The organism is Streptomyces sp. NPDC006624, from assembly GCF_040611555.1.
Lineage (GTDB): Bacteria > Actinomycetota > Actinomycetes > Streptomycetales > Streptomycetaceae > Streptomyces.
In genome coordinates this window covers 33,258-58,072 of sequence record NZ_JBEXOM010000034.1, presented here as the reverse complement: position 1 = coordinate 58,072, position 24,815 = coordinate 33,258, and the positions used below count along the sequence as shown (strand labels likewise).

Annotated in this window: 23 protein-coding genes; 7 read left to right on the top strand and 16 right to left on the bottom strand. The window is 71.8% G+C overall.

Annotated elements, in window-relative coordinates:
* The first annotated feature begins 581 nt into the window (after positions 1–581).
* Together ABZY20_RS35540 and ABZY20_RS35535 are read left to right on the top strand one after the other, a co-directional pair.
* Positions 582–1,514, top strand: coding sequence for a helix-turn-helix transcriptional regulator (locus ABZY20_RS35540; protein ID WP_356447385.1), 933 nt, complete (start codon positions 582–584; stop codon positions 1,512–1,514).
* A gap of 299 nt (positions 1,515–1,813) precedes the next feature.
* Positions 1,814–2,287: a helix-turn-helix transcriptional regulator gene (locus ABZY20_RS35535; protein ID WP_356447383.1), complete on the top strand. Its 474-nt coding sequence runs from the start codon at positions 1,814–1,816 to the stop codon at positions 2,285–2,287.
* Between the two features lie 90 nt (positions 2,288–2,377).
* Here ABZY20_RS35535 and ABZY20_RS35530 read toward each other — a convergent pair whose 3' ends face one another.
* From ABZY20_RS35530 to ABZY20_RS35510, 5 genes are all read right to left on the bottom strand, one after another.
* Complete coding sequence (locus ABZY20_RS35530; RefSeq protein ID WP_356447381.1) at positions 2,378–2,848, bottom strand: S26 family signal peptidase; 471 nt, start codon at positions 2,846–2,848, stop codon at positions 2,378–2,380.
* Positions 2,845–4,707, bottom strand: coding sequence for an ABC transporter ATP-binding protein (locus ABZY20_RS35525; RefSeq protein ID WP_356447379.1), 1,863 nt, complete (start codon positions 4,705–4,707; stop codon positions 2,845–2,847). The genes ABZY20_RS35530 and ABZY20_RS35525 overlap by 4 nt, the downstream gene beginning before the upstream one ends.
* Positions 4,704–5,246, bottom strand: a complete 543-nt coding sequence (locus tag ABZY20_RS35520) for a hypothetical protein (protein WP_356447377.1) — start codon at positions 5,244–5,246, stop codon at positions 4,704–4,706. The genes ABZY20_RS35525 and ABZY20_RS35520 overlap by 4 nt, the downstream gene beginning before the upstream one ends.
* A 14-nt stretch (positions 5,247–5,260) precedes the next feature.
* Positions 5,261–5,809, bottom strand: coding sequence for a MauE/DoxX family redox-associated membrane protein (locus ABZY20_RS35515; RefSeq protein ID WP_356447376.1), 549 nt, complete (start codon positions 5,807–5,809; stop codon positions 5,261–5,263).
* 105 nt (positions 5,810–5,914) lie between these two features.
* A complete protein-coding gene (locus tag ABZY20_RS35510; protein ID WP_356447374.1) occupies positions 5,915–6,097 on the bottom strand; it encodes a hypothetical protein in 183 nt (60 codons plus the stop codon).
* Between the two features lie 418 nt (positions 6,098–6,515).
* Between ABZY20_RS35510 and ABZY20_RS35505 the strand changes: the two genes are divergently transcribed.
* Positions 6,516–7,247, top strand: a complete 732-nt coding sequence (locus tag ABZY20_RS35505; RefSeq protein ID WP_356447372.1) for an alpha/beta hydrolase — start codon at positions 6,516–6,518, stop codon at positions 7,245–7,247.
* A 132-nt stretch (positions 7,248–7,379) separates the two neighbouring features.
* Here the strand turns inward: ABZY20_RS35505 and ABZY20_RS35500 are convergent, their stop codons facing one another.
* The 9 genes from ABZY20_RS35500 to ABZY20_RS35460 form a co-directional block, all read right to left on the bottom strand.
* On the bottom strand, positions 7,380–8,195 hold the full coding sequence (locus ABZY20_RS35500; RefSeq protein WP_356447370.1) for a hypothetical protein: 816 nt from the start codon (positions 8,193–8,195) through the stop codon (positions 7,380–7,382).
* A 227-nt stretch (positions 8,196–8,422) separates the two neighbouring features.
* Positions 8,423–9,079, bottom strand: coding sequence for a hypothetical protein (locus ABZY20_RS35495; RefSeq protein ID WP_356447368.1), 657 nt, complete (start codon positions 9,077–9,079; stop codon positions 8,423–8,425).
* Positions 9,080–9,131: 52 nt separating this feature from the next.
* Entirely contained in the window at positions 9,132–10,448 is a 1,317-nt protein-coding gene (locus ABZY20_RS35490; RefSeq protein WP_356447366.1) for a DUF5685 family protein, read from the bottom strand.
* 168 nt (positions 10,449–10,616) lie between these two features.
* A complete protein-coding gene (locus tag ABZY20_RS35485; RefSeq protein WP_356447364.1) occupies positions 10,617–11,531 on the bottom strand; it encodes an STM4011 family radical SAM protein in 915 nt (304 codons plus the stop codon).
* Between the two features lie 11 nt (positions 11,532–11,542).
* Entirely contained in the window at positions 11,543–12,922 is a 1,380-nt protein-coding gene (locus tag ABZY20_RS35480) for an STM4012 family radical SAM protein (protein WP_356447362.1), read from the bottom strand.
* Positions 12,919–13,761: an STM4013/SEN3800 family hydrolase gene (locus ABZY20_RS35475; RefSeq protein ID WP_356447389.1), complete on the bottom strand. Its 843-nt coding sequence runs from the start codon at positions 13,759–13,761 to the stop codon at positions 12,919–12,921. Before ABZY20_RS35475 ends, ABZY20_RS35480 begins: the two co-directional genes overlap by 4 nt.
* Before the next feature lies 1 nt (position 13,762).
* The gene (locus ABZY20_RS35470) at positions 13,763–14,947 is read right to left on the bottom strand and encodes an STM4014 family protein (RefSeq protein ID WP_356447360.1); all 1,185 of its coding nucleotides are present in this window, start codon (positions 14,945–14,947) and stop codon (positions 13,763–13,765) included.
* Positions 14,928–15,893: an STM4015 family protein gene (locus ABZY20_RS35465; RefSeq protein WP_356447359.1), complete on the bottom strand. Its 966-nt coding sequence runs from the start codon at positions 15,891–15,893 to the stop codon at positions 14,928–14,930. Before ABZY20_RS35465 ends, ABZY20_RS35470 begins: the two co-directional genes overlap by 20 nt.
* A 7-nt stretch (positions 15,894–15,900) precedes the next feature.
* The gene (locus tag ABZY20_RS35460; RefSeq protein WP_356447357.1) at positions 15,901–16,854 is read right to left on the bottom strand and encodes an STM4015 family protein; all 954 of its coding nucleotides are present in this window, start codon (positions 16,852–16,854) and stop codon (positions 15,901–15,903) included.
* Between the two features lie 288 nt (positions 16,855–17,142).
* Between ABZY20_RS35460 and ABZY20_RS35455 the strand changes: the two genes are divergently transcribed.
* From ABZY20_RS35455 to ABZY20_RS35440, 4 genes are all read left to right on the top strand, one after another.
* A complete protein-coding gene (locus ABZY20_RS35455) occupies positions 17,143–17,469 on the top strand; it encodes a hypothetical protein (protein ID WP_356447355.1) in 327 nt (108 codons plus the stop codon).
* 31 nt (positions 17,470–17,500) lie between these two features.
* The gene (locus ABZY20_RS35450; RefSeq protein ID WP_356447387.1) at positions 17,501–18,562 is read left to right on the top strand and encodes a DUF6745 domain-containing protein; all 1,062 of its coding nucleotides are present in this window, start codon (positions 17,501–17,503) and stop codon (positions 18,560–18,562) included.
* A 734-nt stretch (positions 18,563–19,296) separates the two neighbouring features.
* Positions 19,297–23,532 carry a trypsin-like peptidase domain-containing protein gene (locus tag ABZY20_RS35445; RefSeq protein ID WP_356447354.1) on the top strand — a complete coding sequence of 1,412 codons (4,236 nt, stop codon included), beginning with the start codon at positions 19,297–19,299 and terminating at the stop codon, positions 23,530–23,532.
* 71 nt (positions 23,533–23,603) lie between these two features.
* Positions 23,604–24,002: a CU044_2847 family protein gene (locus ABZY20_RS35440; protein WP_356447352.1), complete on the top strand. Its 399-nt coding sequence runs from the start codon at positions 23,604–23,606 to the stop codon at positions 24,000–24,002.
* 147 nt (positions 24,003–24,149) lie between these two features.
* Here the strand turns inward: ABZY20_RS35440 and ABZY20_RS35435 are convergent, their stop codons facing one another.
* Together ABZY20_RS35435 and ABZY20_RS35430 are read right to left on the bottom strand one after the other, a co-directional pair.
* Positions 24,150–24,413, bottom strand: a complete 264-nt coding sequence (locus ABZY20_RS35435) for a GlsB/YeaQ/YmgE family stress response membrane protein (protein ID WP_356447350.1) — start codon at positions 24,411–24,413, stop codon at positions 24,150–24,152.
* A gap of 79 nt (positions 24,414–24,492) precedes the next feature.
* Complete coding sequence (locus ABZY20_RS35430; protein WP_356447348.1) at positions 24,493–24,813, bottom strand: twin-arginine translocase TatA/TatE family subunit; 321 nt, start codon at positions 24,811–24,813, stop codon at positions 24,493–24,495.
* Positions 24,814–24,815: the final 2 nt, after the last annotated feature.

The following is a 24,815-nucleotide window of genomic DNA, read 5'->3' as shown; positions in this document are numbered from 1 at the left end:
GCGCCGGCGCTGGGGCCCGGGGGTCGCGGGGGGTTTGTCCGCGGGGCCGCCCTGCCCCTGGGCCCTCCGGGGTGCCGAGGACCGGCCGGGCCGGTCCTCGGCACCCGGATGCGGGCCGTGACCGCCTCGAAGACGGGCGCGTCACCGGCCTGGTCCGCGGTGACGGTACTCCCTCGCCGGAAGACCGACCTGGGGAGCACCCGCCGGAGGGCCGGGGCAGCCGGCAGCGCCGCGGTGGAGTGCGGGGCTGGACGCCTGGGCGGGCGTCGGTGCGAGGTCGTGCAGCGGCCCTGTTGCCGTCGAGAGCAGGCTGTGCACCGGCTCGTCGGCCGCTCTCGCCTCGCCGGTACTCGCCCGGCCGCAACGGGTGCGGCAGGTCGGTCGGAGCGTTCCGGGAAGAGTCGTCCAGTGGTGGGTGCCGGTTCCACATCGCCTTCCGCACTCTCCGGCAGCGGCGTCCGGTCAGCCAACACACCGCCATCCAGCCTGGTCGAGGGCGTCTTCGGGATCTTGTCCGGGACTCGTCGGCGAGCTCCGCACCCATGTTGCCGGTGCTCAGCGACCGAACCGAGGATGGCTGCATGCGAAGGACGGGAGAATTAGATCCGCAGCAGATCGAGGACGTCGCCGGTTTCATCGCCGCCTTGTGCCGGCTCAAGGAGCGTTCCGGGCTGACATACCGGCAGTTGGAGAAGCAAGCCGCTGAGCGTGGTGAGGTACTGCCACGCAGCACGCTCGCCAATGTGCTTGGCGGCAAGACCTCACCCCGCCCAGAATTGCTGGCCGCCTTTGTGCGTGCCTGCGGTGATGGGGAGAGGGCGGCGCAGTGGCTCGAAACCTGGGAAGAACTCGCCGGCCGGGATGGCCGGGCGGCTGAAAGCGACATCGAAGGGCCTGCCCGGCACGTTCTTTCCCTCCCGACCTCCCACAGGGGATTGGCCCTGCTGGTGTTGGTGGTCGTGACGGTCTCGGTCGCCGCCACCGTCTGGATGTGGGTTTCCGACGGCACGTCAGACAGCAACGGACAAGCCCGGGGCGGGGTGTCGGCCTCGCCCAGTGTCTGGCCGAGCCTGCCCTCGGGACGCGTGCGGATCCGACCTGTGCTGGCGGAGGGCCTCTGTCTGACGGACGGGCGCGTCCGGGGCTATGAGCCTTTCGTGGCTGTGCAGCGCCCGTGCGATGAAGTGGCGCCACAGGAGACCTTGCTGGAGCCACTCGGCGGGAACTCGTTCCGGATCCAGTGGTACCACCCGGACCACGGCAAGGGCTGTCTGAAGGCGCTGGTAGCGAAGCCGTTGGCAGGACTGCTGGAACCGTGGGAGGCCTGTGAACAATCCAGCCGGTTCCGGATCGAGCCCACCGGGCCGGAGGGAAGCGGCCACTATGTGCTTCGGGTGAGCGGCGAAGGATGCGTCGGCATGGCGGGCACGGCGACGTCTGAAGGCGCTGAGGCAAGGCTGGGGCCCTGTCGGGGAAAGCCCGGTCAGCAGTTCATCATCGAGTCCGCACCCTGACCACACGCCAGGATCGAGGGAGCGGGCCGCCCCGGTGAGCGACAAGCCGGTCGAGCTCCTCGCCCCTGCGACAGACGCCACCACGCCCCATGACCGGACCCATGGCGGGCAGCGCCCCGAGCGGGCCGGAAAGCCTCCCGGGCTGTCCGGGACAGCCCGGAACGCGCAGGTGACAGGGGTGATCGGTGTCCGGGACACCAAGGGGGCCGTAGGTGTCTTGCGGCCGGGAAAGCCGATGGTCACCATCGGGCTGCACCGCCGCGCCGGCGTTTCCGCCGCCCCTCACGAGAGGCCATGAGATGACGCATCACTGTCCGCCCCGCCCCGACGACGTCTCCGACCCCCGGTCGTTCGTGGACCGCATGCGTGCACTCAAGGCGTGGTCGGGGCTGACCTACCGGGAGATCGCGGCTCGCGCACAGCGGAACGGCGACTCGTTGCCTTCCAGCACGCTCGCGACCGTACTGGGCCGCGCCACCTTGCCCCGGGAGGACGTCGTACGGGCGTTCGTGCGGGTCTGCGGAGGTGAGGACGAAACGGACGCTTGGTTACGTGCGCGCAGCGGGATCGTCCGGGCAGCGTGGACGCCGGCCGGCCCGGACGGGGCGACAGGGCCGGCTGTCAACGACGGGGAGGGCACCGACGGCCGTCACCAGATGGCCGACGCCGCTGTCGCCGCGGTGTTCGCCGCCGGTTGCCTGACCTCCTGGTGGCTCGGCAAACGACTCGGCAGCAGGGCCACACGGCCACGCCACGGCCGGGGAACGCACTGAACGGATGCCTGGGAAGCGCTCATTGATCGCGGTGACGGTAAGCCCGACGGCCGCTTGTACCTCACGCTCACCGCTGGCAACCCACGGCCTTCACCGTCCGTGCTCGCTCCCGGGCCGGGGCAGGGACCAGCTCACCACCCCGAGCACGTCGCCCAGTGGGAGGAAGCCCAGCCGGCGTGAGTCCACGCTGGCGGCGGCGTTGTCGCCGAGGAGGACCACGCGGCCCGTCGGCACCCGCCCCTCCCGGCCCTGCGCCAGTGGGGGGACCGAGCCGGGCGGCACCGGTTGCCCGGGCAGCGCCGCCACCCTCTTCACGATCAGCGGACTGTGCCGGTCCTCCCTCCAGACCGCCGGGGACCGGGGGCGCAGCGCCACCACGACCTGTCCTGGGCGCACCGTGCGCGTACGGCGCACCAGCAGCCGGTCCCCGTCGTGGTGCGTGGGGGTCATGCTCGTCCCCCGCACCGTGACGACGAGCAGACGGCGCGCGGCGCCCGTCCCGCAGGCCGCGAGGACGGCCAGCACCACCGCACCCACCCGGAGGTTCCGCCCGGCGGTCACGGTGACACCTCCGTCAGCGCTGCGCCCTCGGACGGTCCGGCGGCCTCGGGCAGGTAGCCCGCGGCCTGGAGCGCGAAGAGCCGCGCGTACTCGCCACCGGCCGCCAGCAGCCGGGCGTGGTCGCCGCGCTCGACGATGCGCCCGCCGGAGAGGACGACGATGACATCGGCATTGCGGAGTGAGCCCATCCGGTGGGAGATCAGGACGCTGGTCCGGCCGCCGCGGTGCCGCGCGATCGAGGTGTGGATCTCGTACTCGGCCTCGGCGTCCAGTCGCGCGGAGGGTTCGTCGAGAATCATGAGGTCCCGGGTGCCCCGCAGCAGGGCCCGCGCCAGCGCCAGACGCTGGCTCTGGCCGCCGGACAGCAGCACACCCGACTCGGGGTCGTCCTTGTCCTCCTCCGTGAAGAAGGTCCGGGTCAGTGGTGTCCGGTAGCCCTTCGGCAGCGCCTTCAGGGTGTCGTGCGCCCCGGCCCGCCGCGCAGCGGACACGATCTGCTCCTCGTCGTCGAGCGCGGTCAGGTCGCCCAGCGCGATGTTCTCGGCCGCTGTCAGGTCGTACTGCACGAAGTCCTGGAACACCGCGGTGATCCGGTCGCGCAGTGCCGCCGGATCGACCTCGCGCAGGTCGACGCCGTCCCACAGGATGGCGCCCCGGGTCGGATCGTAGAAGCGGCAGAGCAGTTTGACCAGCGTTGTCTTGCCCGACCCGTTGAGGCCCACCAGGGCCGTCGAACTGCCGTGGGGGATGGTGAGGTTGACGCCCCTGAGGACCCAGGGATGCCGCTCCGAGTACCGGAACCACACGTCGCGCAGTTCGATGCCCCGGCGCAGCGTGGGCAGCGGGTGGGGGGCCGGCGCGAGCACCAGGTCCGGCGGGGTCTCGATCACATGCCGGTAGTGGCTGAAGATCAGCAGTGACTCACTGGCACGGGCCGCCTCGTGCGCCACCGCGGCGAACGCGGACTGGGTCCCGGCGATGGCGGCGACGAGAAGTGTGACGTCACCCGCCGACAACTCGCCCCGGTACGTCGCGCGCACCGCCCACAGCAGACTCCCGCCCGTCATCAGTGCAGCGAGCAGACCGAGGCCGGACTGCAGGGCGACCTCGCGCCGGTCCACCGCTCTGCGGGCCGCGTCCGCGGTCCGCCGCTCGGCGAGCATCCGGTCCCGCAGGAAGCCGCCGATCGCGAACAGGCGCACCTCCTTCGCCGCTTCGGCGTCCGCCAGGAGGCCGCCGTAGAACCACTCCCGCCGCTCCGTCGCCCCGACGCGCCAGGCGACGCCCGCCCGCCGGCGGGCAAGGGCGATCTCCGCGCAGAGCGTGGGCACCCCGGCGGCGGCCACGAGGACGGTCAGTACCGGGTTCAGTACCAGCAGGGAACCCAGGAAGCCGGTGACCGTGATCGCGGACCGTGCCAGACCGAGTGCCGCGTTCAACACCTGCGCGGGGACGCGGCCACCGCCCTGCCGGGCCAGTCGCAGCCGGTCCAGGAAGTCCGGGTCCTCGAAGCGCCTCAGCCCGGGGAAGCCCGCCACCTTGGTGAAGAGCCGGGCGTCGGCGCGGAGTGCGGTACGCCGGTCCACCTCCGCGGAGAGGTAGCGGCACACGTGCGGCAGCAGGGCGGCGACGGCGCCGACGACCGTGAGTCCGAACGCCGGGGCGAGCAACGCGCTCATGCCCTCGCTCGATCCCAGGTTGTCCAGCACCGACTTGGTCAGCCACGCTACGGCGACCCCCAGCAGACCGGCGGCCAGACTCAGCACGGCATACAGCGCGCACGCGGCCGGAGCGGCCCCGGCCGCCAGGGCGAGGGCCGGCAGCAGCCCGCCCCGGCGCCCGGGCAGGGACCGTTTCATCGCGGGGTCGCCTCTCGCGTCAGGTCCGGCACGGGACCGATGACTTCGGTACGGCCCCGGTCCGAGCGGATGCGCAGGGTCGTGGGGAACGCGTCCACGCGCAGGGCCGCGCACACCGGGCCCCCCTTGGGCTCCACGACGACCCGAGCCACCGGGCTCAGCTCCCGGACGAAGCCTTCGCACTCCTTCGGTTCGCCGACGACGACGGCGATCGTCCGTTCCCGGCCGCCGGGGTCGGCGGCGGCATGGGCGACGAGTTCGGGCAGCTTGGCCCGGCACGGCTCGCAGTTCGGGGAGAGGAAGGCGATCAGCGCCCCATCGGGCAGTGAGGACCTGCCGACCCGTGCGCCGTCCACCGCCACGGCGGTGAAGGCGGGCAGTTCCTCTCCGGGACGCAGCGGCGTCATGCCCCTGCTCGGCACACGTGCGGGCCCGTCCGGGCCGTACTCCCGAAGCCTCCTGATCACTCCCATGGTGAGCAGCAGGTCCACTGCGCACAGCATGCCGACGAGCACTACTGCCGCGGTCAGAGCAGCCATCCGGCACCTCTCAGTCACTCAGTCGTAAAAGGGGAAGCGGGCCGGAACAGACTCACCAGGTCGTCCACCGCGGTGACCAGCACGCCGGCCACCGCACCCGCGCACCACGCCACCGCAGCCATCCCGACGTTCGACGCACCGGCCGGACCAGTCGCCACCGCCGCCGCGCCGATCCCTGCGACGGACGCCAGCAGGCCGTTCCGCAGGACGTGCGTCCGGCCCAGCGGCGTGGACGAGCGGCCGAAGCACCGGCAGGACGCGGTGGTTCCCTCGTGCACCGACCGCGCGATGACGAGGGCGAACAGCGTAAGGAGCGCGGTGGCCGCCAGCAGACCCGCAAGTGTCACCGGGGTGTACGGCAGGATCAGCGCAAGGCAGAGGGCGCCCTCCACCGCGACCACCGTCAGGGCCGCCGCCCGCACGGCTGCCCTCGGCGCCGCGGCGAGGGGTCGCAGCGAGTCGGCGAAGGCGGAGAACGCCCCGGCCTTGCCGGCCTTGCCGAGGACGGCGATGAGGAAGACGGCCGTCAGCAGCCCGCGCACACCGTGAGCGAAGTAGTTCATTGCCACCTCTCTCAGGGCCCCGGGATCCGTCGGCCGGCGCCCCGTCGTCACAGGAGGGAGGGCACACCTCTCGGTACGCCCTCCCCGGTCAGCGGTGCGTCGCCGTCAGCAGGGGCTGATCGACGGCTCGCCGCGCCAGTGGCAGTTCCGGCCGTTGTCGTCGCAGCACCAGTCCTGCCAGAAGCCCTCCGCGTTGCAGCGCACCATGCACCTGAGGGCGTCCGCGTCGGCGGAGGGCAGGAACCGTTCCAGCAGGGAGGCGCCGAGGTTTCCGAGCTTGTTGAGCATGACTACTCCTCGTTGTCGACAGCCCTCGTGCCCCGGAGAGAGATGTCCGGCGGGGTCGTGAGGGGGCCTGACCCGACCCGGTGAGCGGGCCGGATGAACGAGCACGAGTCTGGGGTGGGGTTGAACACGACTACAACGCCGGAACGGTGCTCCGACGCTTTCCGAACACATCCCGAACAGGGAGGATGGGAGAGCGTCTGCGTACGCGCACGCGGTCTTTGCGCTTCCCGGACCGCCGTGAGGTGGTGATGGACCTGGGCACCTTCGCCGCCGACATCCGCGCGACTCAACGAGCGCTCACGCCATCAAAACGACTTCCAAGCACCGCAGTCGACTGGTCAAGCACTGCCGGCTCGCTTCGTCGCGAGGGAGACCGCGCCGGTAGAGTCGGCTGGACGGTACCACCCTGGGGGAGCTGATGGCGGCAGCGGATGCAGTGCCCATAGTCTTCGTTCACGGGACGCGGTTCAGCGCGGGGCAGTGGAGCGTGCAGCTTGCTGCGCTCCGGGACGAATTCCCGGTAACCGCCGTCGACCTGCCCGGCCATGGGAAGCGCTCGGCTCAGGCCTGGAGCCTGAGCAGTGCGACAGAGATCATCGCTTCCGCGGTGGACTCCCTCGACCGTGGGCCGGCTCTGGTCGTCGGGCACTCGCTCGGCGGCTACGCCTCGATGGAGTTCGCGCGGCGCCGTCCAGAACAACTGCGCGGGCTGATCCTCGCGGGAGCCAGCGCCTCCACCCGCGGCATCTGGGCAGCGCCCTATCGGTGGGTAGCCGGGCTGGTCCCTCGCATACCGGCGGATCGGCTGGCCCAGTGGAACGACCGGTTACTGCGGCGGCTCTACCCGCCAGAAGTGGTGGAGGCGACCATGCGTTCCGGCTACGCCTTCCATACCCTGCCAGCAGCCTGGGGCGAGGTCCTGGGACGCTTCGACGCGGGTGCGATGCGTTTCGTGGAGGCTCCGGTACTGATCCTCAACGGCGAGAAGGACGCCGTCTTCCGGGGCGGCGAGGCGGACTTCGCCCGCGCTCATCCCCAGGCTCGCATCGAGTTGATCCCGCGAGCGAGGCATCTCGCGAACTTCGACGCCCCAGACGCCTTCACTGATGCCGTTCGCCGCTTCGCTCGGCAGCTCGCTGCCGTCAGCTGAGTGCGCCATCACGGGGCACCGGCGCCTGCCGGGCTCAACGCGTGATCGTCTGGACGCTCCGAGGACGCCCTGCGACCTCCCCGACACCGGCGGCACACAGGACTGGTCAGGCTCAGCCGGCGGCCGGCCGACTCAGCCGTTCAGGATGCCGCCGACCTCGGTGACGGGGACCGTGTCCGCGGCTCGGGGAACCGTCACGCGGACCCGCTTGCCGATGTCCGACAGACCCATGGTCAGCGTCACCCCCATACCGGACATGTTCACGCTCAGGCGTGCCTGCACCAGCCGGCCCCGGCCGTCGACCCACGCGTCGGCGAAGACGGGGACGTCGCTGCCCAAAGTGTCGCGGGCCTCGTCCACTCTCATGCGCACCTCCGTCGCCATCCGCAGGGTGACGGTCTCGTGGTCGAGGATGCCCCGGTAGCGCACGGCACGCACCCCCTGGACGTTCTCCTCGCCTTCCCGGGAGATCTCACGCATCGCGGCGACCTGCCGCAGGACGTGCTCGGGGTCGTTGAGCGGGGCCCGCAGCAGGTAGTGGGCCTCCGCCTTGCCCCGGGGCATGGCCCCCCAGGCGTCCTCGCCGATTCCCTGGACACCGCTGATGTAGATCCTGTCATTCGCGAAGACCTGGTCGCTGTGGTCGATGGCGCCGCCGGGGAGCTCGACCGCCAGGTGGCCCTTGTCCGCGCCGAAGTCGAAGGCACCGGTGATGGTGAGACGGTACACCTGCCCCTCGCCCTCCAGTTCGAACTCCTGGCGGAAGCGGGCGCTGTCCTCGCGGAGCGCCGCGACGGCCGCCCGTACCGCGGAGCCGGAGCCGGGCGACGAGCCGGCAGACAGTGACGGTGACGCGGCCGCAGGCTTGTCACGACTTCCGGCGTCAGCCGTGGAACAGCCGGCGCACAACAGCGCGGCGGCAGCGGCGAGAGCGAGAGGACGGCGCATGGGGTTCTCCGAGGTTCTTGGGCGAGCACTCAGCCACAACGGCACCGCCTCGCGCCGAGATCATACGGAATCACGCACGCCTGTGCGAAGCCCTGCCGGCGCCGACCGCGGGACTGGAACGACGCCCGGGTCCGGCAACGCCTGCACGAGGTTCCGGCGGGGGCGAGATCCACGTACCTGGCCCCCGTGGCATGGCGACGTCTGCCGCACCACGAAGGACACGGTCCTCAATCGCTCAGGGTCAACCGGGTCACATCGGGCATCTCCCAGATCGCCTTGTGGTCGTCGGTGCCGGCCAGGCCGCTCTCCACCAGCAGCCGAAACCACTTGTCCCGGTACCGGCCGCGTCGGTCGCGGTCCAGGACCGCGCCCGGTCCGATCATGGCTGTGGCCAGCTGGGGGTAGGCCGGTCCGAGGACGAAGCGGTCGAAGAAGGTGACGATGTCGTCGGCGAACACCAGGATGTCGATCGTTTCGTCCGGGTGCTTGTACAGGTGGATGTAGTCGTCGATGTCGCAGTAGTAGACGTCTCCGTCGTCCGGGTCGAGCCAGATGCCGGAGCCGCATTCGATGTCGGCCGGAACGCGGTGGCGCTCGCAGCCGATGGTCAGGGGGGTGCCCAGTGGGCACTGCGGAGCGGTCGCCCGGGCCTCCCATATGGCCGGGGTCTGGATGTCGTCGGGCTGGAAGAAGCGGAAGTGGTTGGCGCCCAGTCGGGAGAAGAGGCTGAAGACCTCGGTGACTCCTTGCGGCAGTGCCGGAACGGGTTCCGGGTTTCTCGACGCCTCGATGATCACCCCGAAGTCGTGCTCGGCCTCCACCTGTGTGAGGAGTTCGAGCTTGGAGCGGATGCGCTCCAGCCCTTCCCTGCGCCCCTCGTTCATCGGCCACTCTCCTTCCGGGGGCGGGGCCTGCCTCTGGCTGCTCATCCGTCGTTCAGTCGCAGCAGTCGCAGCAGCACTTGCACGGGTTGCAGCAGCCGCCGTCGCCCGAGCCGCCGCCGGAACCACCGGAGCCGCGATCGCCGCCGCCCGAACGTCCGCCCGAGCCGCTGAAGTTGCCGTCGCCTCGGCCGCCGAACCAGCCGTCGCCGCCGGAACCCTCACGGTTCGAGCCGCCGTTGCGGTTGTCGTCGCCGAACTGCCAGGGCTCCTCGTCCTCGATGCAGAGGCAGCAGTTGGAGCACACCCCGCAGCCGGCGCACAGTCGGCGCCACTGGCCGCAACGCCGGCACTGTCCTTCCGACGGGCGGCCCGACGCCATGAAGGCGCCGTCCGGGGCGACGCCCGTCAGCGCTGCGGTGCCGCAGGCGGTACCGGTCTCCGGGGGTGTCCGCGTCGCCGTGCGGCGTCCGAGCCAGGGCAGCATGCGAGGGCCCGGTGTCCGGTGGTGGCGGTGTCGGGGGTCGAAGGCGCGGTCGGTGGCACGCTCCAGCTCATCACCCAGAAGCGCCCGTACCAGTTGTCCGTCGACGAAACTGACCTCGTCCAGGGCGAGTCGGATGCCGTGGACGGCGTCGTCGCAGAGCCGGCGCACTTCGGCGCGGTCCGTGCCGGTCGCGGCGATCGGGTTCCAGGCGTTGGACGCCTCGTCGGCGTCGAAGTCCTCTATCGCGTCCAGCAGATGCGCCAGCCGGCCGAACAGGCGGCCGGCCTCCGCCAGTGGTGCGGCGTTGTCCGGGCGCCCGGCGAGGACGGCGGTGTGTGCGAAGGCCGCGGCGGTCGCCGTCTCCGTGGGCTCCGTGACGGCCAGCAGGGAGGTGCCGGGGCTGGTCAGCCGCTCGATCTCCGGTTGGCGTTCGACCGCGCCGAGCAGGACCGCGGTGTCGAAGCCGAGCCGTCGGCCGCCTGCGGTGCTCGCACGGTCCCAGCTGTGGGCGATGCGGCGTGCCGCCAGTGTCATCGGGCGATGTCCCAGCAGGCCGTCGCCGTCGGCGACGTGGTCGCGTATCTTCGCCGCGGCCAGCACCAGGGACACCGTGGCCGCCAGGCGTGCGCCCTCGCCCTGTGCGACGTCCGCCGAGCGCATCCCCCGCAGGGGGCACGGTCCGGCGCCTCGCCGCCAGTCGCCGGTGCGTTCGGACTGAGCCTCGGTCAGCACGGAGATGACCAGGCCGTCGTAGTTGGTGGCCATCCGTGCGAACTGGCCGTACTCGCCGCGCAGTGCCAGGCACAGGCCGCACAGATGCGCCATCCACTCGGTGCGCATGCCCTCACCCAGACGATGGCGGCATGGTCTGATGATTCCGAACATTCGACGTTCCCCCCGTGGTGACAGCTGTCAGGACACGACCAGATGGATGGCTCATGGACGCGCGGCCGTGCGTGAGTGATGTCTGCGTCTGCGCGCGGCCGACATGCTAGACGCAACGCCTGTGGTTCTGCGAGTGGTTCGCCGCTCTGACGTGCGCAGATGTCGTCATCAGCGGAGCGTCCCCGGCGAGAGGCGGTGCTTCCCGTGAGCCTGCGGGTCTTCGTGCGGGCGCGGCTGTGCTCGCCCGGCGGGGATCCTCTCCAGGACTCCGCCGGCGAAGACGTCGTACAGCGGCAGTGTCTCCAGGTGGACGTAACCGATGTGGCAGTCGCACACGGCCAGTGGGCAGGCGCGGGGTCGCAGCGCCCGCCGGTAGGAGCCGTCGTACAGGTTGCCCAGTTCCGACCGTACGAAGTGGCATCGGCGTACCGTGCCCTCGCCGTCCACCGATATGACGGACTCTCCCGTGCGGCAGGGCAGCCCCGCGCTGCGGTGCGGGTGGCGGCTGTAGGGGAAGAGCGGGTCGAGGGCGGTCCATTCGCCGGCCTCGGCGTCGGTGTAGGTGTGCCCCTCCGCGGCGTTGACCCACAGGTACACCTGCGGGGGCAGGTCGGCGCGCAGGCGGCGCGCGGTCTCCAGGTGCCCGGGCAGGCCGACGACGCCGACGCTGTGGCGGACCCCGCGGGCGGCCAGGTCGCGGCACTTGGCCAGGAAGCGCTCGTACGGTGTCTGCCCGGGGTGGAAGGTGCACCACAGCGCGAGGGTGTCCAGGTCGGCGGTGTCCAGCCAGTCCGTGCGGCAGCTGAGGTTGGTCTGGATCGCCACGCGGCGGACGTGCGGCAGCCGGCTCAGGTCCGCCAGCGTCCGCCGGTACCAGGAGCGCACCAGCCCCTCGCCCCACGGCGTGAACAGCACGGAGAGACGGTCGTCGTGCTGTGCGGCCGCCCAGGCGGCGAACCGTTCGAGTGCCGTGCGATCGGCGGACAGCTGGGCGCGGCTGTCGCGGCGCTTGGCGAAGGGGCAGTACGGGCAGTCGTAGTCGCACGACGCCAGCGGGCCGCGGTAGAGGATCGTCAGGTCCATGAGGGCTCTCGTCACTTGAGTTCGTACGCGGCCATGCGCTCGCGCACCGCGGCGGAGAACAGTTCGGGGCCCAGCGCGTCGGAGTGGGCGAGGCCCTCGGGGGACAGCCGCAGCAGCTCCGGGCCGGCGGAGTCGTCCAGCCAGCCCCGCAGGCGGAAGCAGGCCAGTTCGTCGGTGAAGTCGTCGCCGGGCGTGGTGCCGAACCGGGACCGGTAGTCCGCGACCGGCATGCCCTCGGCCTGCAGCAGCGACTGCAGAAGGTGGCGGCGCCGGGACTCGTCCCCCGTCATCTCCCAGCCGAAGTCGGCATGGCGGAAGTCGTCCGCCGAGCGCGCGGTGTACTCGTCGATGATTGCGCGTATGCGGTGCATGTCCACCGCGTAGTCGAAGGAGTAGTGCAGCGTGGAGGTGTACGAGCGGGCGCCGCAGCCGAGCCCCACCATGCCGTCGGTCTGGCACGCGTAGTCCCCACCGCCGGTGGTGGGGGCGCCGGGGCGGCGGAACATGCGCATCGACACCTGCTCGTAGCCGTGCGCGAGCAGGTGGTCGCGGCCGTGCCGGTACAGCCGCAGCCGCTGTTCGTCCCACTCGGCCTCGCCGGACGTCCGGTCGCGGTGCCGGCCGAGACCGGTGAGCGGCCGTACGTAGAGGGGGTACAGGTACAGCTCCTCGGGCCGCCAGGCGAGGGCGGCGTCCAGGGAACGGGTCCAGGACTCCTCGGTCTGGCCGTCGATGCCGTAGATCAGGTCGATGTTGAGGACGGGGATGCCGGCGTCGCGGATCCGGGCCAGGGCGGCCTCCACGTCCGCCCGGCGCTGGGGGCGTACGGCCGTGCGCGCCTCGGCGTCGTCGAAACTCTGCACGCCCAGGCTCAGCCGGGTGGCGCCGCGGGCGGCCAGCACGGCCAGCCGGTCGGCGGTCGCCGTGGCGGGGGACGCCTCCACCGACAGCGGGATGGCGCGCAGGTCGGCGCCCAGTCCCCGTTCGGCCAGGTCGCACAGCCGCTCCAGCTCCGGCGCGGTGAGGAAGGTCGGTGTGCCGCCGCCGAACGCCGCGTTCGCGAACCGTGCCCCGTCGCCCAGCGCCTCCCGCACGGCGCCCGCCTGCCGCTCCAGGGCGTCGAGATAGGCGGTGGCCAGGCCGTCCGGCGCCCCGATCCGGGTGAAGAGGTTGCAGAAGCCGCAGCGCACCTCGCAGAAGGGGATGTGGAAGTAGAGCGAGAGGGCGTCCTTCGGCTCGCCCGCCCACAGCGCCCGCAGGGACGCCTGCTCGCCGCTCAGCGGGCGGTACGCGGTCTTGTGCGGATAGGCGTACACGTACTGGCCGTACGGCCGGACGGCGGGTGCGGTCGGCCGGACGGCGGGTGTGGTCGCCACGTCGGTGCTGGTCATCGGTCCTCGCCGGTAAGGGGGTCGCTGAGCAAGTCGTCGCGGGACTCGACGACGAAGTGGGCGTAGGGGACCGTCCAGACGACGTCGTGGCCGATCCGGTGGCCCGTGTAGCCGTCCTCGCCGTACGCGGTGCCGTGGTCGGAGCAGATGATGGCGAAGCACGGGCGGCGGGAGGATGCGGCCGCCAGGAGCCGTCCCATGTGCCGGTCCACGTACTCCAGCGCCGCGGCGTGGCTGTCCCTGGTGTCGCCGGACTCGCGGGTGGCCCCGGTTAGGTGGAACCAGTTGGGCTGGTGCAGGGACGCCACGTTCACGAAGAGGAACAGCCGCTGCTCCCGGGGCAGGCCGGCGACCACCTTCTCGGCGCGGGCCACCTGCGCCTCGAACGAGGTGGGAGAGGTCACCCCGAACTCCGGTTCCCAGTGGCTCTCCTGGAACATCCCGGGCAGGACGGAGCCCAGCGGTGCCTGCTTGTTGAAGAAGCCCACGCCGCCGATGCAGACGGTGCGGTAGCCCACGGCTGCCAGGCCCGACACCAGGTCGGCGGTGTCGTGGACGAAGGTGCCGTCCGCCGTGCTCTCGCTGCCCGCGAAACGGGCGGCGAAGAGCCGTGGATGCGGACCCGGAGCGGCCGGAGTCGGCAGGAAGCCCGCGAACATCGCCTGGTGGGAGGCGTAGGTGAAGCTGCCGGGGGCGTGCCGGCGCTCCCAGGCGCCGCCGGGCAGGTGCCGGGCCAGGTTGGGGATGCGGCCGGCCGCCGCCAGTTCCTGCGCCACGTCGTAGCGAAGGGTGTCGAGCGTGACCAGCAGCAGGTCGTGGCTGCCCACGACCTCGTTCATGTCAGGCGCTGGTGTCATGGTGGTGCTCCTCGCGTTCCGCGCGCCGTGCGGCGGCCGGTGCCGCGGCGACCAGCGCGGCGTAGGTGTCCAGGCCCTCGGCACCGCTGCCGGGCAGGCCGGTGAGACGGGGCAGCAGGTCGCCGAAGGCGTTCACTTCCCCGACGGTGAAGCGGCGCCACCCGGTGGACGGCAGGATGTCCACGCCGACGCACACCGTGCCCGGGAAGCACGCGGCGGCCCGCTCGGCGGTGTCCAGTACGTCGGTGAAACTGCCGCCCGCAGCCCCGATCGCCTCACGTGCCGCCACCATGTCGCCGCGCGCTCCGCCGAGGTGCAGGTTCGTCATGGGGTGCCGGCTGGTCCGTACGAGGGCGTGCGTGGCGCGTCCCGCGATCACGACCACCCGCAGATCGGCGGCCCGGCCGCCCTGCGATGCCTTGGGCAGCCACCGCTCGACGTGGATGCCGTCCGGGGCCAGCGCGTCGACGAGGGCGGCGACCTCGGCCTCCGAGGTGTACTGACGCACCCGGAGGGAGTTGTACAGGCGGCCGTCCGGGGCGGTCTCCACGGAGGTCGTCGCCTTGATCCGGCCGGGGCCCGCCGTCGACAGCGCCACGACACCGGCGGCCGACGAGCCGTGCGCCGGCTTCACGAACACCCGGGACAGGCGGGCCTCCCCCAGCCGTTCCCTGAGCGTGCCCCAGCCGTCGACCGGACCGGCCAGGGCCGGCGGGACCGGGACTCCCGCGGCGGCGAGCCGGGCGTGGCAGCGCCGTTTGTCGAACAGGACCGCGATCTCCTCCGGGTCCGCGGAGGTCAACGCGCCCGCACGGTGTGCCCCGCCGGTCACCTCCCGGACCGCGGCGGTGAAACGGCGGTGCCACAGGGCCGTCCCCTCGACCCGGGTGGGGTCGTCGGTGTCGCGCAGCAGCCGGTCGACCTCGGCGTCCTCGCCCGGGGAGTCGATGCGGACGAACTCGCCCGGGGCGAAGGCGTACCGTCCGCGCAGCACGTCCCGCCATGCGAGCACGCGGGGCGCAGGGTGGCCGGCCGCCCGGACGGCGTCGGTGAACATCGTCGTGCGCCGGTTCCCGGGATTGCCGACGACGGCGAACCGGAATCCGCCGCCGGGTGCCGGGCCGTCGGGGCCGCGGGCGGGCGCGGTCCTACTCGGAGACAGCGACATAGCGCCACTCCTCGTCGCGCCAGCGGTGCGGCGTCTGCTGCGCGGAGAGGTCCACCTCGGTCCCGGCGGAACCCACTGCCGTACGGAGCCGGTCGGTCAACGCCTTGCTGAGGAAGTGGTGGTGCAGGTCCAGCCGCTTCAGGTGGGTCAGCGGCTGGCCGTCGAGCAGGGCCTCGGCACCGGTGTCGGTGAGGGTGCCCAGGGCCAGACTCAGCGACTCCAGTTGCGCGACGACCGGTGCCGAGGCGACCGCTGTCGCGATCTCGTCCTGCAACTCGCTGTTCCGAAGCCCCAGATGACGCAGTGCCGGGAAGCGGCCCCCGGCCAGCAGCGGCGCGAGGTCGGCCACCGTGGCGTCACCGCCGTACTGGGACACACCGAGCCACAGCTCCAGATGCTCCAGGGCGGGCAGCTCACTGGCGCCTACCGCCCGGACCACCTGCCCCGGGAGGCCGCCCGACTCGAACCGCAGCACGCGCAGCGCGTCATGGCGCACCGGCCGCAGCGACAACGGCTCCTCGCCCAGTCCCTGGGAGTCTCCGCCGCGCACGGCGAACTCCTCCAGCAGGGGGAAGGCCTCCAGGACCGGGGTGACATCGGTGAGCTGCAGCCAGGAGATCTCGCACTCCTCACCGGTGACATCGGCCAGGAACAGGGCCCGCAGCGCGGGAAAGTGCGGCGCGTCGGCCACGATCAGCTCCAGCGCCGGACGCAGCTCGCTGTACTCGTCGTCCCACCAGGGCCCGAGCACGAGGGCCCGCACCTCCGTGCTCGGCACCCGGTCGGTGAAGCTCCGCCACAGCTCGGGGAACGGCATCTCCCCGGCCTCGTAGCAGTCCAGCCGCCAGGCCACGCCGCCTGCGGGCGGCAGCTTTTCGTCACCCGGCTCGGGCAGGGTGTGGACGGGCAGCCCGTGGAACGTGTCGAAGTGGTCGGCGAAGGTCATGACGGCCTCATTCCGCGACGGCGGTGAAGCGGTGGACGACGCCGTCGTCCTCCCACAGGTCACCGGGCTCGGACAGGTCGACCTCGACGCCGGACGGCTCCAGCGCCGCGCGGATCCGCTCGGCCACCGGCTCGGTGACGAAGTTGTGGTGGAGGTCGAGCCGGGTCAGGTGGGTCAGCGGCTGGCCGCCGAGCAGCGCCGTCACCCCCTCGTCGGTGAGCACTCCCAGGGACAGGTCCAGCGACGTCAGCTGGGCGACGACCGGTGCGGCGGCGACGGCGGCGGCGATCTCGTCCTGGATCTCGCTGTTGCGCAGCCCGAGATGGCGCAGCGCGGGGAAGCGGCCCCCCGTGAGCAGCGGCGCGAGGTCGGCCACCGTCGCGTCGCCGCCGTACTCCTGCACGCCGAGCCATATGTCGAGGTGCTCCAGCGCGGGCAGGTCGCTGGCGGCGACGCCGCGCACGACCTCGCCGGGCAGGCCGCCGGCCTCGAAGCGCAGGACGCGCAGACGCTGGTGGGCGACTGCCGGGAAACGCAGGTCGGTGCCGCCGCGGACCCCGAACTCCTCCAGCAGCGGATAGGCGTCGAGGACGGGAGTGACGTCGGACTGCTCGATCCACGAGATCTCCGCCTCCTCCATCTCCAGGTCCCCGATGAACACGGCTCGCAGTCCGGTCAGCCGGTCCCGGGCGTCCACGAGGCGCCGGACGATGTCGCTGGAGTCCTCCTCGTAGGCCTCGCCCCACTGGCCCACGACGATCGCGCGGACACCGGCGCAGTCGACGGAGCCGAGGAAGCGGTCCCACATGTCCCCGAACTTCTCCGCCTGCGTCTCGTAGGGATCGACGGCCAGCCGCCAGGCCACGGCGCCCGCCTCCGGCAGGTCCCGCCGCTCTCCGGGAGCGGGGAAGTCGAAGGCCGGGAGGCCGAGCAGTTCCTGCAGATGCTGGACGTGGGACATGGCGCTGGCCTCCTGGGAACCGGACACGGTGAAGTGCTCGCGAGATTTCTACCAAGCGGCTCTGACAACGCCGACGACGGGCTGTGCGCAGGGCGCCGGCGGCGACGCTGGCGTTGGCTCGGGTCAGGTCACGTCACGTCAGGTCACGTCAGGTCAGGTCAGGTCAGGTCAGGTCAGGTCAGGTCAGGTCGAGGGTGGTCCGGGAGGCGTTCCCGACGCGTTGTCAGACCCTCGGCGTAGCGTCGTGGTCATCGGTCGGCGAGGTGCCGGCGGGGAAGGGAGACACGCATGTACCGGCAGGGGGACGTCCTGATCGTGCCCGTGGCGCGCGAGGCCGTGCCGTCGGGCACGGACCGGCTGCCGCAGCAGCCGCGGGACGCGCGGGGCAGGCTCGTGCTGGCCCTCGGCGAGGTCACCGGCCACGCCCACGCCGTGGTCGGTCCGGGGACGCTGGTCCGGGAGGCCGGGCCGTTCGGAGCCTCCTGGCTCCACCTCCCGGACGGCGGACGGGTGGTGCACGAGGAGCACGCGGCGATACCCCTGCCCAAGGGCTGGTACCGCGTGGTGCGCCAGCGTGAGTACGTGCCCGGCGCGGTCCGCGTCGTGGCGGATTGACACAACGGGGAGTGGAGCGGTGACGACACCGATGGAGACCGCACAGCTGGAGACCGCACAGCCGGATACCGGACAGTCGCAGACCGCGGCCGGGTGGCGTCAGGTGGCCTCGGCCACCGGCCCCGCGGACCGCCCGGCGGCCGAGGCGGGCGTGCGCCTCGCCTACCGGCTGGCGGGCCTGCCCGAGCCGGAGCGCATCGTCTGGGCGGACTCGCCCCGCGAGGGCGCGGTCCTGGCCGCCCGGGTCACGGCGGACGGATCGGCCGGCCGCAGCGTCCGCGAGGCAGTGCGCACCCGGCCGTGGGCCGCCGTCCGGGAGCGTGTCCTGGACCGGCTGGGGCCGGCCGGCTGGGCCGAGCACTGGGCGCTGACGGGCGCCCAGCTGTGGGACGGCGCCACCATGCTGACCGAGCGCATCCGCACCGCTGTGGTGGATGCCTCGGCAGAGGAGGAGGGCGGTGAGCAGGCCGTCCGGCTCGTGCTGCTCGACGCGGTCCTGGGCCAGCACGACGCGGCCTGGCTGGCCGCCTTCGACGGCCAGGACGGCGCGGACACGCTCGACGGGATCGCCGCCGTCACGCGCGCCGCGGGCTGGTGGTGGCCGTACGAGAGGACCGCGGTCGTCTGCGAACGCCCCGTGGAACTGCACCGGGACGAGGCGGGAAGGCTCGACCGCGCGGACGGACCGGCGCTGGCCTTCCCCGACGGATTCGCCCTGCACGCCTGGCGCGGCATGCCGGTCCCGGCCGAGTTCCTTGCCGAACTCGCCGGTCTGACGCCCTCGCGGATACGCGAGGAGGAGAACGCCGAGCTGCGCCGCGTGATGCTCGAGCACTACGGCTACGACCGGTATCTGGCGGAGTCCGGCGCCGAACCCGTGCAGCGGGACGAGGCAGGCGTGCTCTGGCGCATCGAACTGGACGGCGACGAGCCGTTGGCCATGGTGGAAGTGGTCAACTCCACGCCGGAGCCCGACGGCACCCACCGCGTGTACTGGCTGCGGGTCCCCCCACGGGTCCGCACCGCGCGCGAGGGCGTCGCCTGGACCTTCGGGATGGAGGAGGCGGATTACGCGCCGAAGAGGGAGACGTGAGCGGGCGGCCGGCCGACAACCCGCCGAGTCAGTCATCGGGCTGCGCCTGTCGTGCCCGGATGGCCCATGGAAGGCACTCCAGCGTCTGCTTGCCGTGACGGACCTCCGGTAAGCAGTCCGACTCCGCGAAGGGGGAGGGCGTTTCCCGTTCGTGGAGTAATAGCGGGTAGGACTCCCCCCCCCAACCACGCCGGCCCGAGGCACGTCCATCGCGACAACCGCCGCGGTCGGCCGTGCCTTCGGCGTCGGGGTAGGGGGCGGGGTCGGGGTCGGGGTCGGGGTCGGCAGTCTCATCGCTGGGTTCCTCTCTCCCTAAACACCGCCGCGACCGGCGGGTGCGCCGCATCGGTGTCTCGCGGGTGTCAGTTCCTCCCCGGGCCCCGGCGGCCCCGCACTCCCCGGCCCAGCGACGGGCTTCGGACCGAGCATCTGCTCCCGCGGACAGCATCGGCTCCGTCCCGGAGAACCGATCTCCGGCCTGCGCGGGCCCTTCATCGTCCGCAGTGCTCCGCCGACGTCGTCGATTTCGTCCGAGCAGCTGCCCGAAACGCGCGAGTTCGACATGCTTCCAGTCATCAACGGCAGTACCAGCGAGGCGAGTTGTGTTGCCCCGCACTGGCGGTGGATCGTGGGTCCGTTGTCCAGAGACGGAGGGATGCAGGACCATGGCCGCGGAGTGGCGGAGCGATGTTCTGGGGACCTCGCAGGTGCGGATACGCTCGGTCTCCGGAGATGTGTCCGGCGCCGGATTCCTGATCGCCGCGGACCTGGTGTGCACCTGCGCACACGTCGTCGAAGAGGCCCTGGCCCTCCCGGCGCCCGTGGATGAGGCGCCCGGAGGGTCGGTGAACCTCGACTTCCCGCTCCTGTCCGCCCGCCCCTCCGCGCGGGCCAGTGTGCTCTCCTGGCGGCTCGGTGGAGCCGATGTCGCCCTGCTGCGGCTCGACCGGCCTGTCGAGGGCGCGAGGCCGGCGGGGCTCGTCGACGGCACCGCGGTCTGGGAGCATCCGTTCCGGGTGTTCGGACACCCGGATGGCGCGGACCAGGGAGTCTGGGTGCGGGGCACCCTGCGCGCCGGCCAGGGCGCCGGGCTCCTGCAGATGGAGGCGCACCTTCCGGGGCCCCGCGTCACGGAGGGATTCAGCGGTTCCCCGGTGTGGGACGACACCCAGGGCGGGGTCGTCGGCATGACCGTCGCCGCGCACCGCGGGGAGAGCACCGCCTATCTGCTGCCGTCGGCCGCTCTGATCGACGAGCACATCATGCCGGCCCGCTGCCCCTTTCAAGGACTCGAGCCCTTCACCGAGAAACAGGCGGAGTTCTTCCACGGCCGTGACGCCGACACCGGCCGGGTGATGGAGGCCCTTCACCAGCGGCCGGTGGTGCTGGTGGTGGGGCCCTCGGGATGTGGGAAGTCCTCCCTGATTCGGGCCGGGGTGCTGCCCCGGTCGCGGGGCGAAGGTGTCAGCGTCTCCGAACTGCGTCCCGTCCCGGGCGCTCGGGCGGCCTCCGTTCTCGCCCGCGCCCTGACCGATGTCCTGGAGCCGGGGCTCGGCGAGATCGATCGTCTGACCAGGGCGGAGGATGTGGCCCAGCTCCTCGGCGACGGCGACGACGTCCTCGCGGAGCTGCGTGTCCGGCTCCTGGCCCGCGGCCCGAGCGCCGGGCACGTGCTCTTCGTCGACCAGCTCGAAGAGTACGCACGCGCCGAGCCGGCCGAAGCACGCGAGCTGTTCCGCATGCTCTCCGGCCTCACCGGCCGGCGAGGCGCGGCGGCCCTGCGGGTCGTCGCCACGGCGCGTCCCGACTCCCTGGAGGTGCTGGTGACGGCTGGTACGTCCGACGTCGTCAGCGATGCCGTGCAGTTCCTCGCGCCGCTGAGCGACGACGACTTGAGGCGCGCGGTGACCGCTCCCGTCGACGCCGTACCGGGGCTGTGGTTCGAGCCGGGACTGCCCGACAGGATCGTCGCGGACGCGGGCAACGAGCCCGGGCGGATGCCGCTGGTCCAGTTCGCCCTGACCGAGTTGTGGAACCAGCGCAGCGGCTCGATGCTCACCCATGCCGCCTACGACGCGCTCGGAGGCGTGGCGGGGGCCCTGGTCGGGCACGCGGACGGTGTGTACGCCGAGTTGACGCGCAAGCAGCGACAGCTTGCTCCCCGGTTGTTCGCGCAGCTGGCCAGGCCGGGGGACGGCGACGCCTTCGTCCGCAGGCCCGCCCGCACCACCGAACTCGCTCCGGAACTCCTCGCACTCGTCCGCGAGCTGACCCGATCCGGGAAACTCCTCGTCCTGTCACACGCCCCGGGCGAATCCGGACAGGAGGAGATCGTCGACCTGGCACACGAAGCACTGACCGATCTCTGGCCGCTCCTTCGAACATGGCTCGTGGAGTCCCGGGACTTCCGTGCCTGGCAGGAGCAACTCCGCGCCGATGTGGGCCGCTGGCAGGCCCAGAAGGGCGATCCCGCGCGCCTGCTCAGCGGCGCGGACCTGGCCGAGGCGGACCTCAAGCTCGAGGGACACCGCCAGGACATCTCCGCAGAGGAGCGCACCTACATTCAGTTGAGCCACCGTCACTCCCGGCGCAGGATCCGGGTTCGCAGGGCGGCGGTAGGAGTACTCGCCGTCCTCACGGCGCTCTCGGTCGTCCTGGCGATCTCCACCTGGCGCGGCCTGCAGCGTGCCGAGAAGCAGCTTCGTCTCCAGGCCGCGGGCCTCCTCGCGCAGGCATCCGAGGCGCGCCCGCCGGACGATCCCGCCACGGCGCTTCAGCTCGCGCTGGCCGCCTACCACGCCCAGCCGACCGCGACGACACGTCAGGTGCTGCTGAATCAGTACGTGCGTGGACAGCACTTGCTGGCCAGCCACCCGTCGGTCTGGAAGGGGCGCGCCACGGGCATGACGGCCACACCGGACGGTCGTGTGCTGGTGGTCGCGTCGACGCGCAGCAGCGACCACCCCATGTACACCGTGGTCACCGGTGCCCTGGACGGAACGCCACGGACACGAGTGCTGAGCGGGGTCCCCAAGGGACTGGTCCGCGAGACGGCTCTGAGCCCGGACGGCCGCTTCTTCGCCGCCATGAGCTCCCATGACGTGGTGCGCCTGTGGCGGCTGGACGGCTCCCTTCACCCCGAACTGCTGCGCACGGTCCACACGTCGGCCGGGCCGGTGAACGGCACATTGGACTTCAGCAGCGACAGCGAGCGGCTCCTGGTGACCGTGAAGCCCTCGTCCGGCTGCTCCCCACTCCCGAAGTGCCCGCCTGCGTTCGCCGAGGCATGGGAGACCGCGTCGGGTGCTCGCATCCGCGTACCGGACGGGCTCGTCCCCGAGAGAGGCGTGGCGGAGGCGGCGTTCACCTCCGACCCGGATTCCGTCGCGACCATCAGGTACACCCCCGGCGCGGAGGACAAGCGGATCGAGATCAAGGACCTCCGCAGGTCTCGGCTCCGGTACACCGCCACGGTCGACAACGACTTGGGCTCGGGTGCCAGGTTGGAGGCCGGCGGCGAACTCCTCGTCCGTCAGGACGGTGACACCTCGTACTCCCAGCCGCTCGGAGCCACCCCCGGCCGTCGCACCGACCTTCCCGACGTCTCCGGGCTCATGGACAGCACCCGGCGTTTCCACGTGTCGTCGGACGACTCCTCGAGCGGCACCGACGTGGGGCTCTACGACGAGAAGATCCTGACCGACCTCAACACCGGGCGAGCCCACATCGCCCGCATTCCCAGCGCCCGTGACGCGGACCTCTCGGGCGCGGGTCTCGCGGTGGTACCCCGCGACGACGGTGAGGCGGTCGTCCTGGCGCCGCTCGGCACCGCGCTCATGATCGTGCGCGCCGAGCGGTACCCGCGTGGACACCTCACCGCCCCGGACGGTGACGTGGCCTCCAGCATGTCCCCGGACCAGAGCCTCGTGGCCGTCGCGGACAGGCGCAGCCTGCAGCTCGTCGACCTGTCCGGCACCCGGCGGCAGTCCGTACCGCTTCCGTTCGCTAACGGCGCGTCGACCTGGGTGCCCTCCTGGACCGCGGATTCGCAGCGGGTCGTGGTGTGGAGCAGGCAGGGCAACCTTCTCGCCTCTTACCCGGTACGGAACTTGAAGGACAAGGTGCCACTCGACGGTGTGCTGCCCGGGACGAAGGCGTCAGCGAAGGCACAAGGGCATCAAGGGGACGAGGTGGAGGAAGTCGCAGCCCTGGGCGGCAGCGAGCTGGCGCTGCTGACGGTCGACGGTCACCTCGCCCGGGTCGACGCCGCGGACGCGAGCCTCCTGACACGGCCGATCCCCGCCTATCCCGATCCGGATCGGGCGGGCGCCGGCACCCTGGACGACATCTTCACCCGGGGCCGGCTCATCGCTCGGCCGCACCATCCCGGTCAGGTCGCGGCGGTGACGCGGCGTGGCGCCGCGTTCGGTGACGTCCTGCTGTGGGACCTCCGAGCGCCCCGGCACATCAAGACCCTGTCAGGGCTCCTGATCACGGCACCGTTCTTCACCAGCGACGACCCGTCGAACGGTCCGCTCGCCTTCGACGAGCGCGGTTCCCGTCTTGCCGTCCAGAACAGCGGCGGAGAGGTGCGGGTGTGGGACGTCGACGGGCGCAGGCAACTGCAGGGCAGGGCGCCCGGTGCCGCGGACGGGCGCTTGATCGGCATCAGCGACGGGGACCGTGTCCTCACCTCGCGCAAAGGCCAAGTGACGATCCATGACCTGTCCGATGCCGGCAACTCCACCACTCTGCACGTCCCCGACGGGGCAGCGGCCTCCGTGCGGGGAAGCCGCCTGACGGTGATCCTCGGAGCGGTGCAGGAGCCTTTGACCTTGCGCCGCCGGTCCTTCGACCTCCGTCCCGAGGCCCAGTTCCGGGCCCTGTGCGCTGTCGCGAGCCGCGACTACACACCCGCCGAGCGCAAACTGCTCCCGGACGGGACCCCGGAACAGCCGCCCTGTTCCTGACCTGCCGCCATGAGAGAGGGCTGCGACCGAGTCCGGTAACTCCGCTGTCCGGCCATGGTCTCTCCCCCAGAATGATCCGCATGAACGATGCACAGGATTTCGCGCTCTCGGACGGAACCACAGTTCGCTTCCTGGTCGAACCCGCGGGGCGTCCCGTCTCCGACGCTGAGAGGGCACCGGACGGCATGGGCCCGCTCGTTCCTGTCTCCAGGAACCGGCGGGCGGACGCTGCCGTCGCCGCCGCGCTGCGTGCGACGCTGCAGCCCCTCGGCTCGCTGGTCCAGGATGTGCACGACGCGGTCGTCACGGGGGCGACCCCGCCCGGCGAGGTGTCCGTCACCTTCGGCGTCCAGCTCGGACACGACCTGAAACTCGGCATTGTCAGTGGCAGCGGGCAGGCGCATCTGACGGTCACGGCCACGTGGAAGCCGGAACAGGGGCAGGGTCAGGGTCAGGCGTCCGCGTCCTGACAGGTCGGGGGCTTCGGCCTCGGTCATGGCGCGGAAGGTTTCGTGGACGTCGTCACTCAACTGCGGCGGGCGCTCCCGTGACTTCCTCGGCCCGCCCCAGAGGGGCGTCGCCGATTCGCGATGCGAACGCCCGCCCGGCGAAGCGGCTCAGCGCCGTGGCTTCACCTTGCTGACCGCCGCCACGCCCAGGGCGGCGAGGGCGATCTGGAAGAGCCACTCGATCCAGTCGACACCGTCGGTGTCGGCCACGCCGAAGCCCGACGCCACGGCCGTCCCGGCGAACGCGGCGACGATGCCGATCAGGATGGTCCAGAGGACGCCGATGCGCTGGCGGCCGGGCACGACGAGCCGGCCGAGGACGCCGATCACGATGCCGATGACGAGGGCGCTGATGATGCCTGAGATCTCCATGTCCGTCCCATAATCCATTCGTTGGCGGTGATTTGCGACTGCCCGTCCGAAAGGGAATCAGTCCTGGGAGAGCAGTGCCCTACGGACTGACGTCCCGCGGGGGCGTACCGCCCGCGTGCTCGGTTCGTTCGGGCGCGGGCGCCGGCGGCCGTTCCGTACCGGGAGCAGTCGAGCCGGTGCCCGGCATGGCGGTCTCCCCCGGGATGATCCTGGGAGACGTGCCCGACGTGTCCGGCGCGTCCGGCGCCGTCTCGTTCTCCTCCTTCTTCATGGCACGGGCCTCGGCCTTCAGGATGCGGGCCGACTTGCCTGCGGAGCGGGCCAGTTCAGGGCCCTTCTTGGCGACGATGACGGCTATGACGACGATGAGGATGACGGCGAGTTCGCTCAGTCCGAACATGG

What these genes read in the sequence shown, in the direction of transcription:
- ABZY20_RS35500 (WP_356447370.1), bottom strand. Translation starts at nt 8,195, where the DNA reads ATGCGCCGTCCTCTCGCTCTCGCCGCTGCCGCCGCGCTGTTGTGCGCC.
- ABZY20_RS35495 (WP_356447368.1), bottom strand. Translation starts at nt 9,079, where the DNA reads ATGAACGAGGGGCGCAGGGAAGGGCTGGAGCGCATCCGCTCCAAGCTC.
- ABZY20_RS35440 (WP_356447352.1), top strand. Translation starts at nt 23,604, where the DNA reads ATGATCCGCATGAACGATGCACAGGATTTCGCGCTCTCGGACGGAACC.
- ABZY20_RS35485 (WP_356447364.1), bottom strand. Translation starts at nt 11,531, where the DNA reads ATGGACCTGACGATCCTCTACCGCGGCCCGCTGGCGTCGTGCGACTAC.
- ABZY20_RS35520 (WP_356447377.1), bottom strand. Translation starts at nt 5,246, where the DNA reads ATGGCTGCTCTGACCGCGGCAGTAGTGCTCGTCGGCATGCTGTGCGCA.
- ABZY20_RS35510 (WP_356447374.1), bottom strand. Translation starts at nt 6,097, where the DNA reads ATGCTCAACAAGCTCGGAAACCTCGGCGCCTCCCTGCTGGAACGGTTC.
- ABZY20_RS35490 (WP_356447366.1), bottom strand. Translation starts at nt 10,448, where the DNA reads ATGTTCGGAATCATCAGACCATGCCGCCATCGTCTGGGTGAGGGCATG.
- ABZY20_RS35525 (WP_356447379.1), bottom strand. Translation starts at nt 4,707, where the DNA reads ATGAAACGGTCCCTGCCCGGGCGCCGGGGCGGGCTGCTGCCGGCCCTC.
- ABZY20_RS35470 (WP_356447360.1), bottom strand. Translation starts at nt 14,947, where the DNA reads ATGTCGCTGTCTCCGAGTAGGACCGCGCCCGCCCGCGGCCCCGACGGC.
- ABZY20_RS35465 (WP_356447359.1), bottom strand. Translation starts at nt 15,893, where the DNA reads ATGACCTTCGCCGACCACTTCGACACGTTCCACGGGCTGCCCGTCCAC.
- ABZY20_RS35460 (WP_356447357.1), bottom strand. Translation starts at nt 16,854, where the DNA reads ATGTCCCACGTCCAGCATCTGCAGGAACTGCTCGGCCTCCCGGCCTTC.
- ABZY20_RS35480 (WP_356447362.1), bottom strand. Translation starts at nt 12,922, where the DNA reads ATGACCAGCACCGACGTGGCGACCACACCCGCCGTCCGGCCGACCGCA.
- ABZY20_RS35455 (WP_356447355.1), top strand. Translation starts at nt 17,143, where the DNA reads ATGTACCGGCAGGGGGACGTCCTGATCGTGCCCGTGGCGCGCGAGGCC.
- ABZY20_RS35505 (WP_356447372.1), top strand. Translation starts at nt 6,516, where the DNA reads ATGGCGGCAGCGGATGCAGTGCCCATAGTCTTCGTTCACGGGACGCGG.
- ABZY20_RS35435 (WP_356447350.1), bottom strand. Translation starts at nt 24,413, where the DNA reads ATGGAGATCTCAGGCATCATCAGCGCCCTCGTCATCGGCATCGTGATC.
- ABZY20_RS35535 (WP_356447383.1), top strand. Translation starts at nt 1,814, where the DNA reads ATGACGCATCACTGTCCGCCCCGCCCCGACGACGTCTCCGACCCCCGG.
- ABZY20_RS35515 (WP_356447376.1), bottom strand. Translation starts at nt 5,809, where the DNA reads ATGAACTACTTCGCTCACGGTGTGCGCGGGCTGCTGACGGCCGTCTTC.
- ABZY20_RS35450 (WP_356447387.1), top strand. Translation starts at nt 17,501, where the DNA reads ATGGAGACCGCACAGCTGGAGACCGCACAGCCGGATACCGGACAGTCG.
- ABZY20_RS35430 (WP_356447348.1), bottom strand. Translation starts at nt 24,813, where the DNA reads ATGTTCGGACTGAGCGAACTCGCCGTCATCCTCATCGTCGTCATAGCC.
- ABZY20_RS35540 (WP_356447385.1), top strand. Translation starts at nt 582, where the DNA reads ATGCGAAGGACGGGAGAATTAGATCCGCAGCAGATCGAGGACGTCGCC.
- ABZY20_RS35475 (WP_356447389.1), bottom strand. Translation starts at nt 13,761, where the DNA reads ATGAACGAGGTCGTGGGCAGCCACGACCTGCTGCTGGTCACGCTCGAC.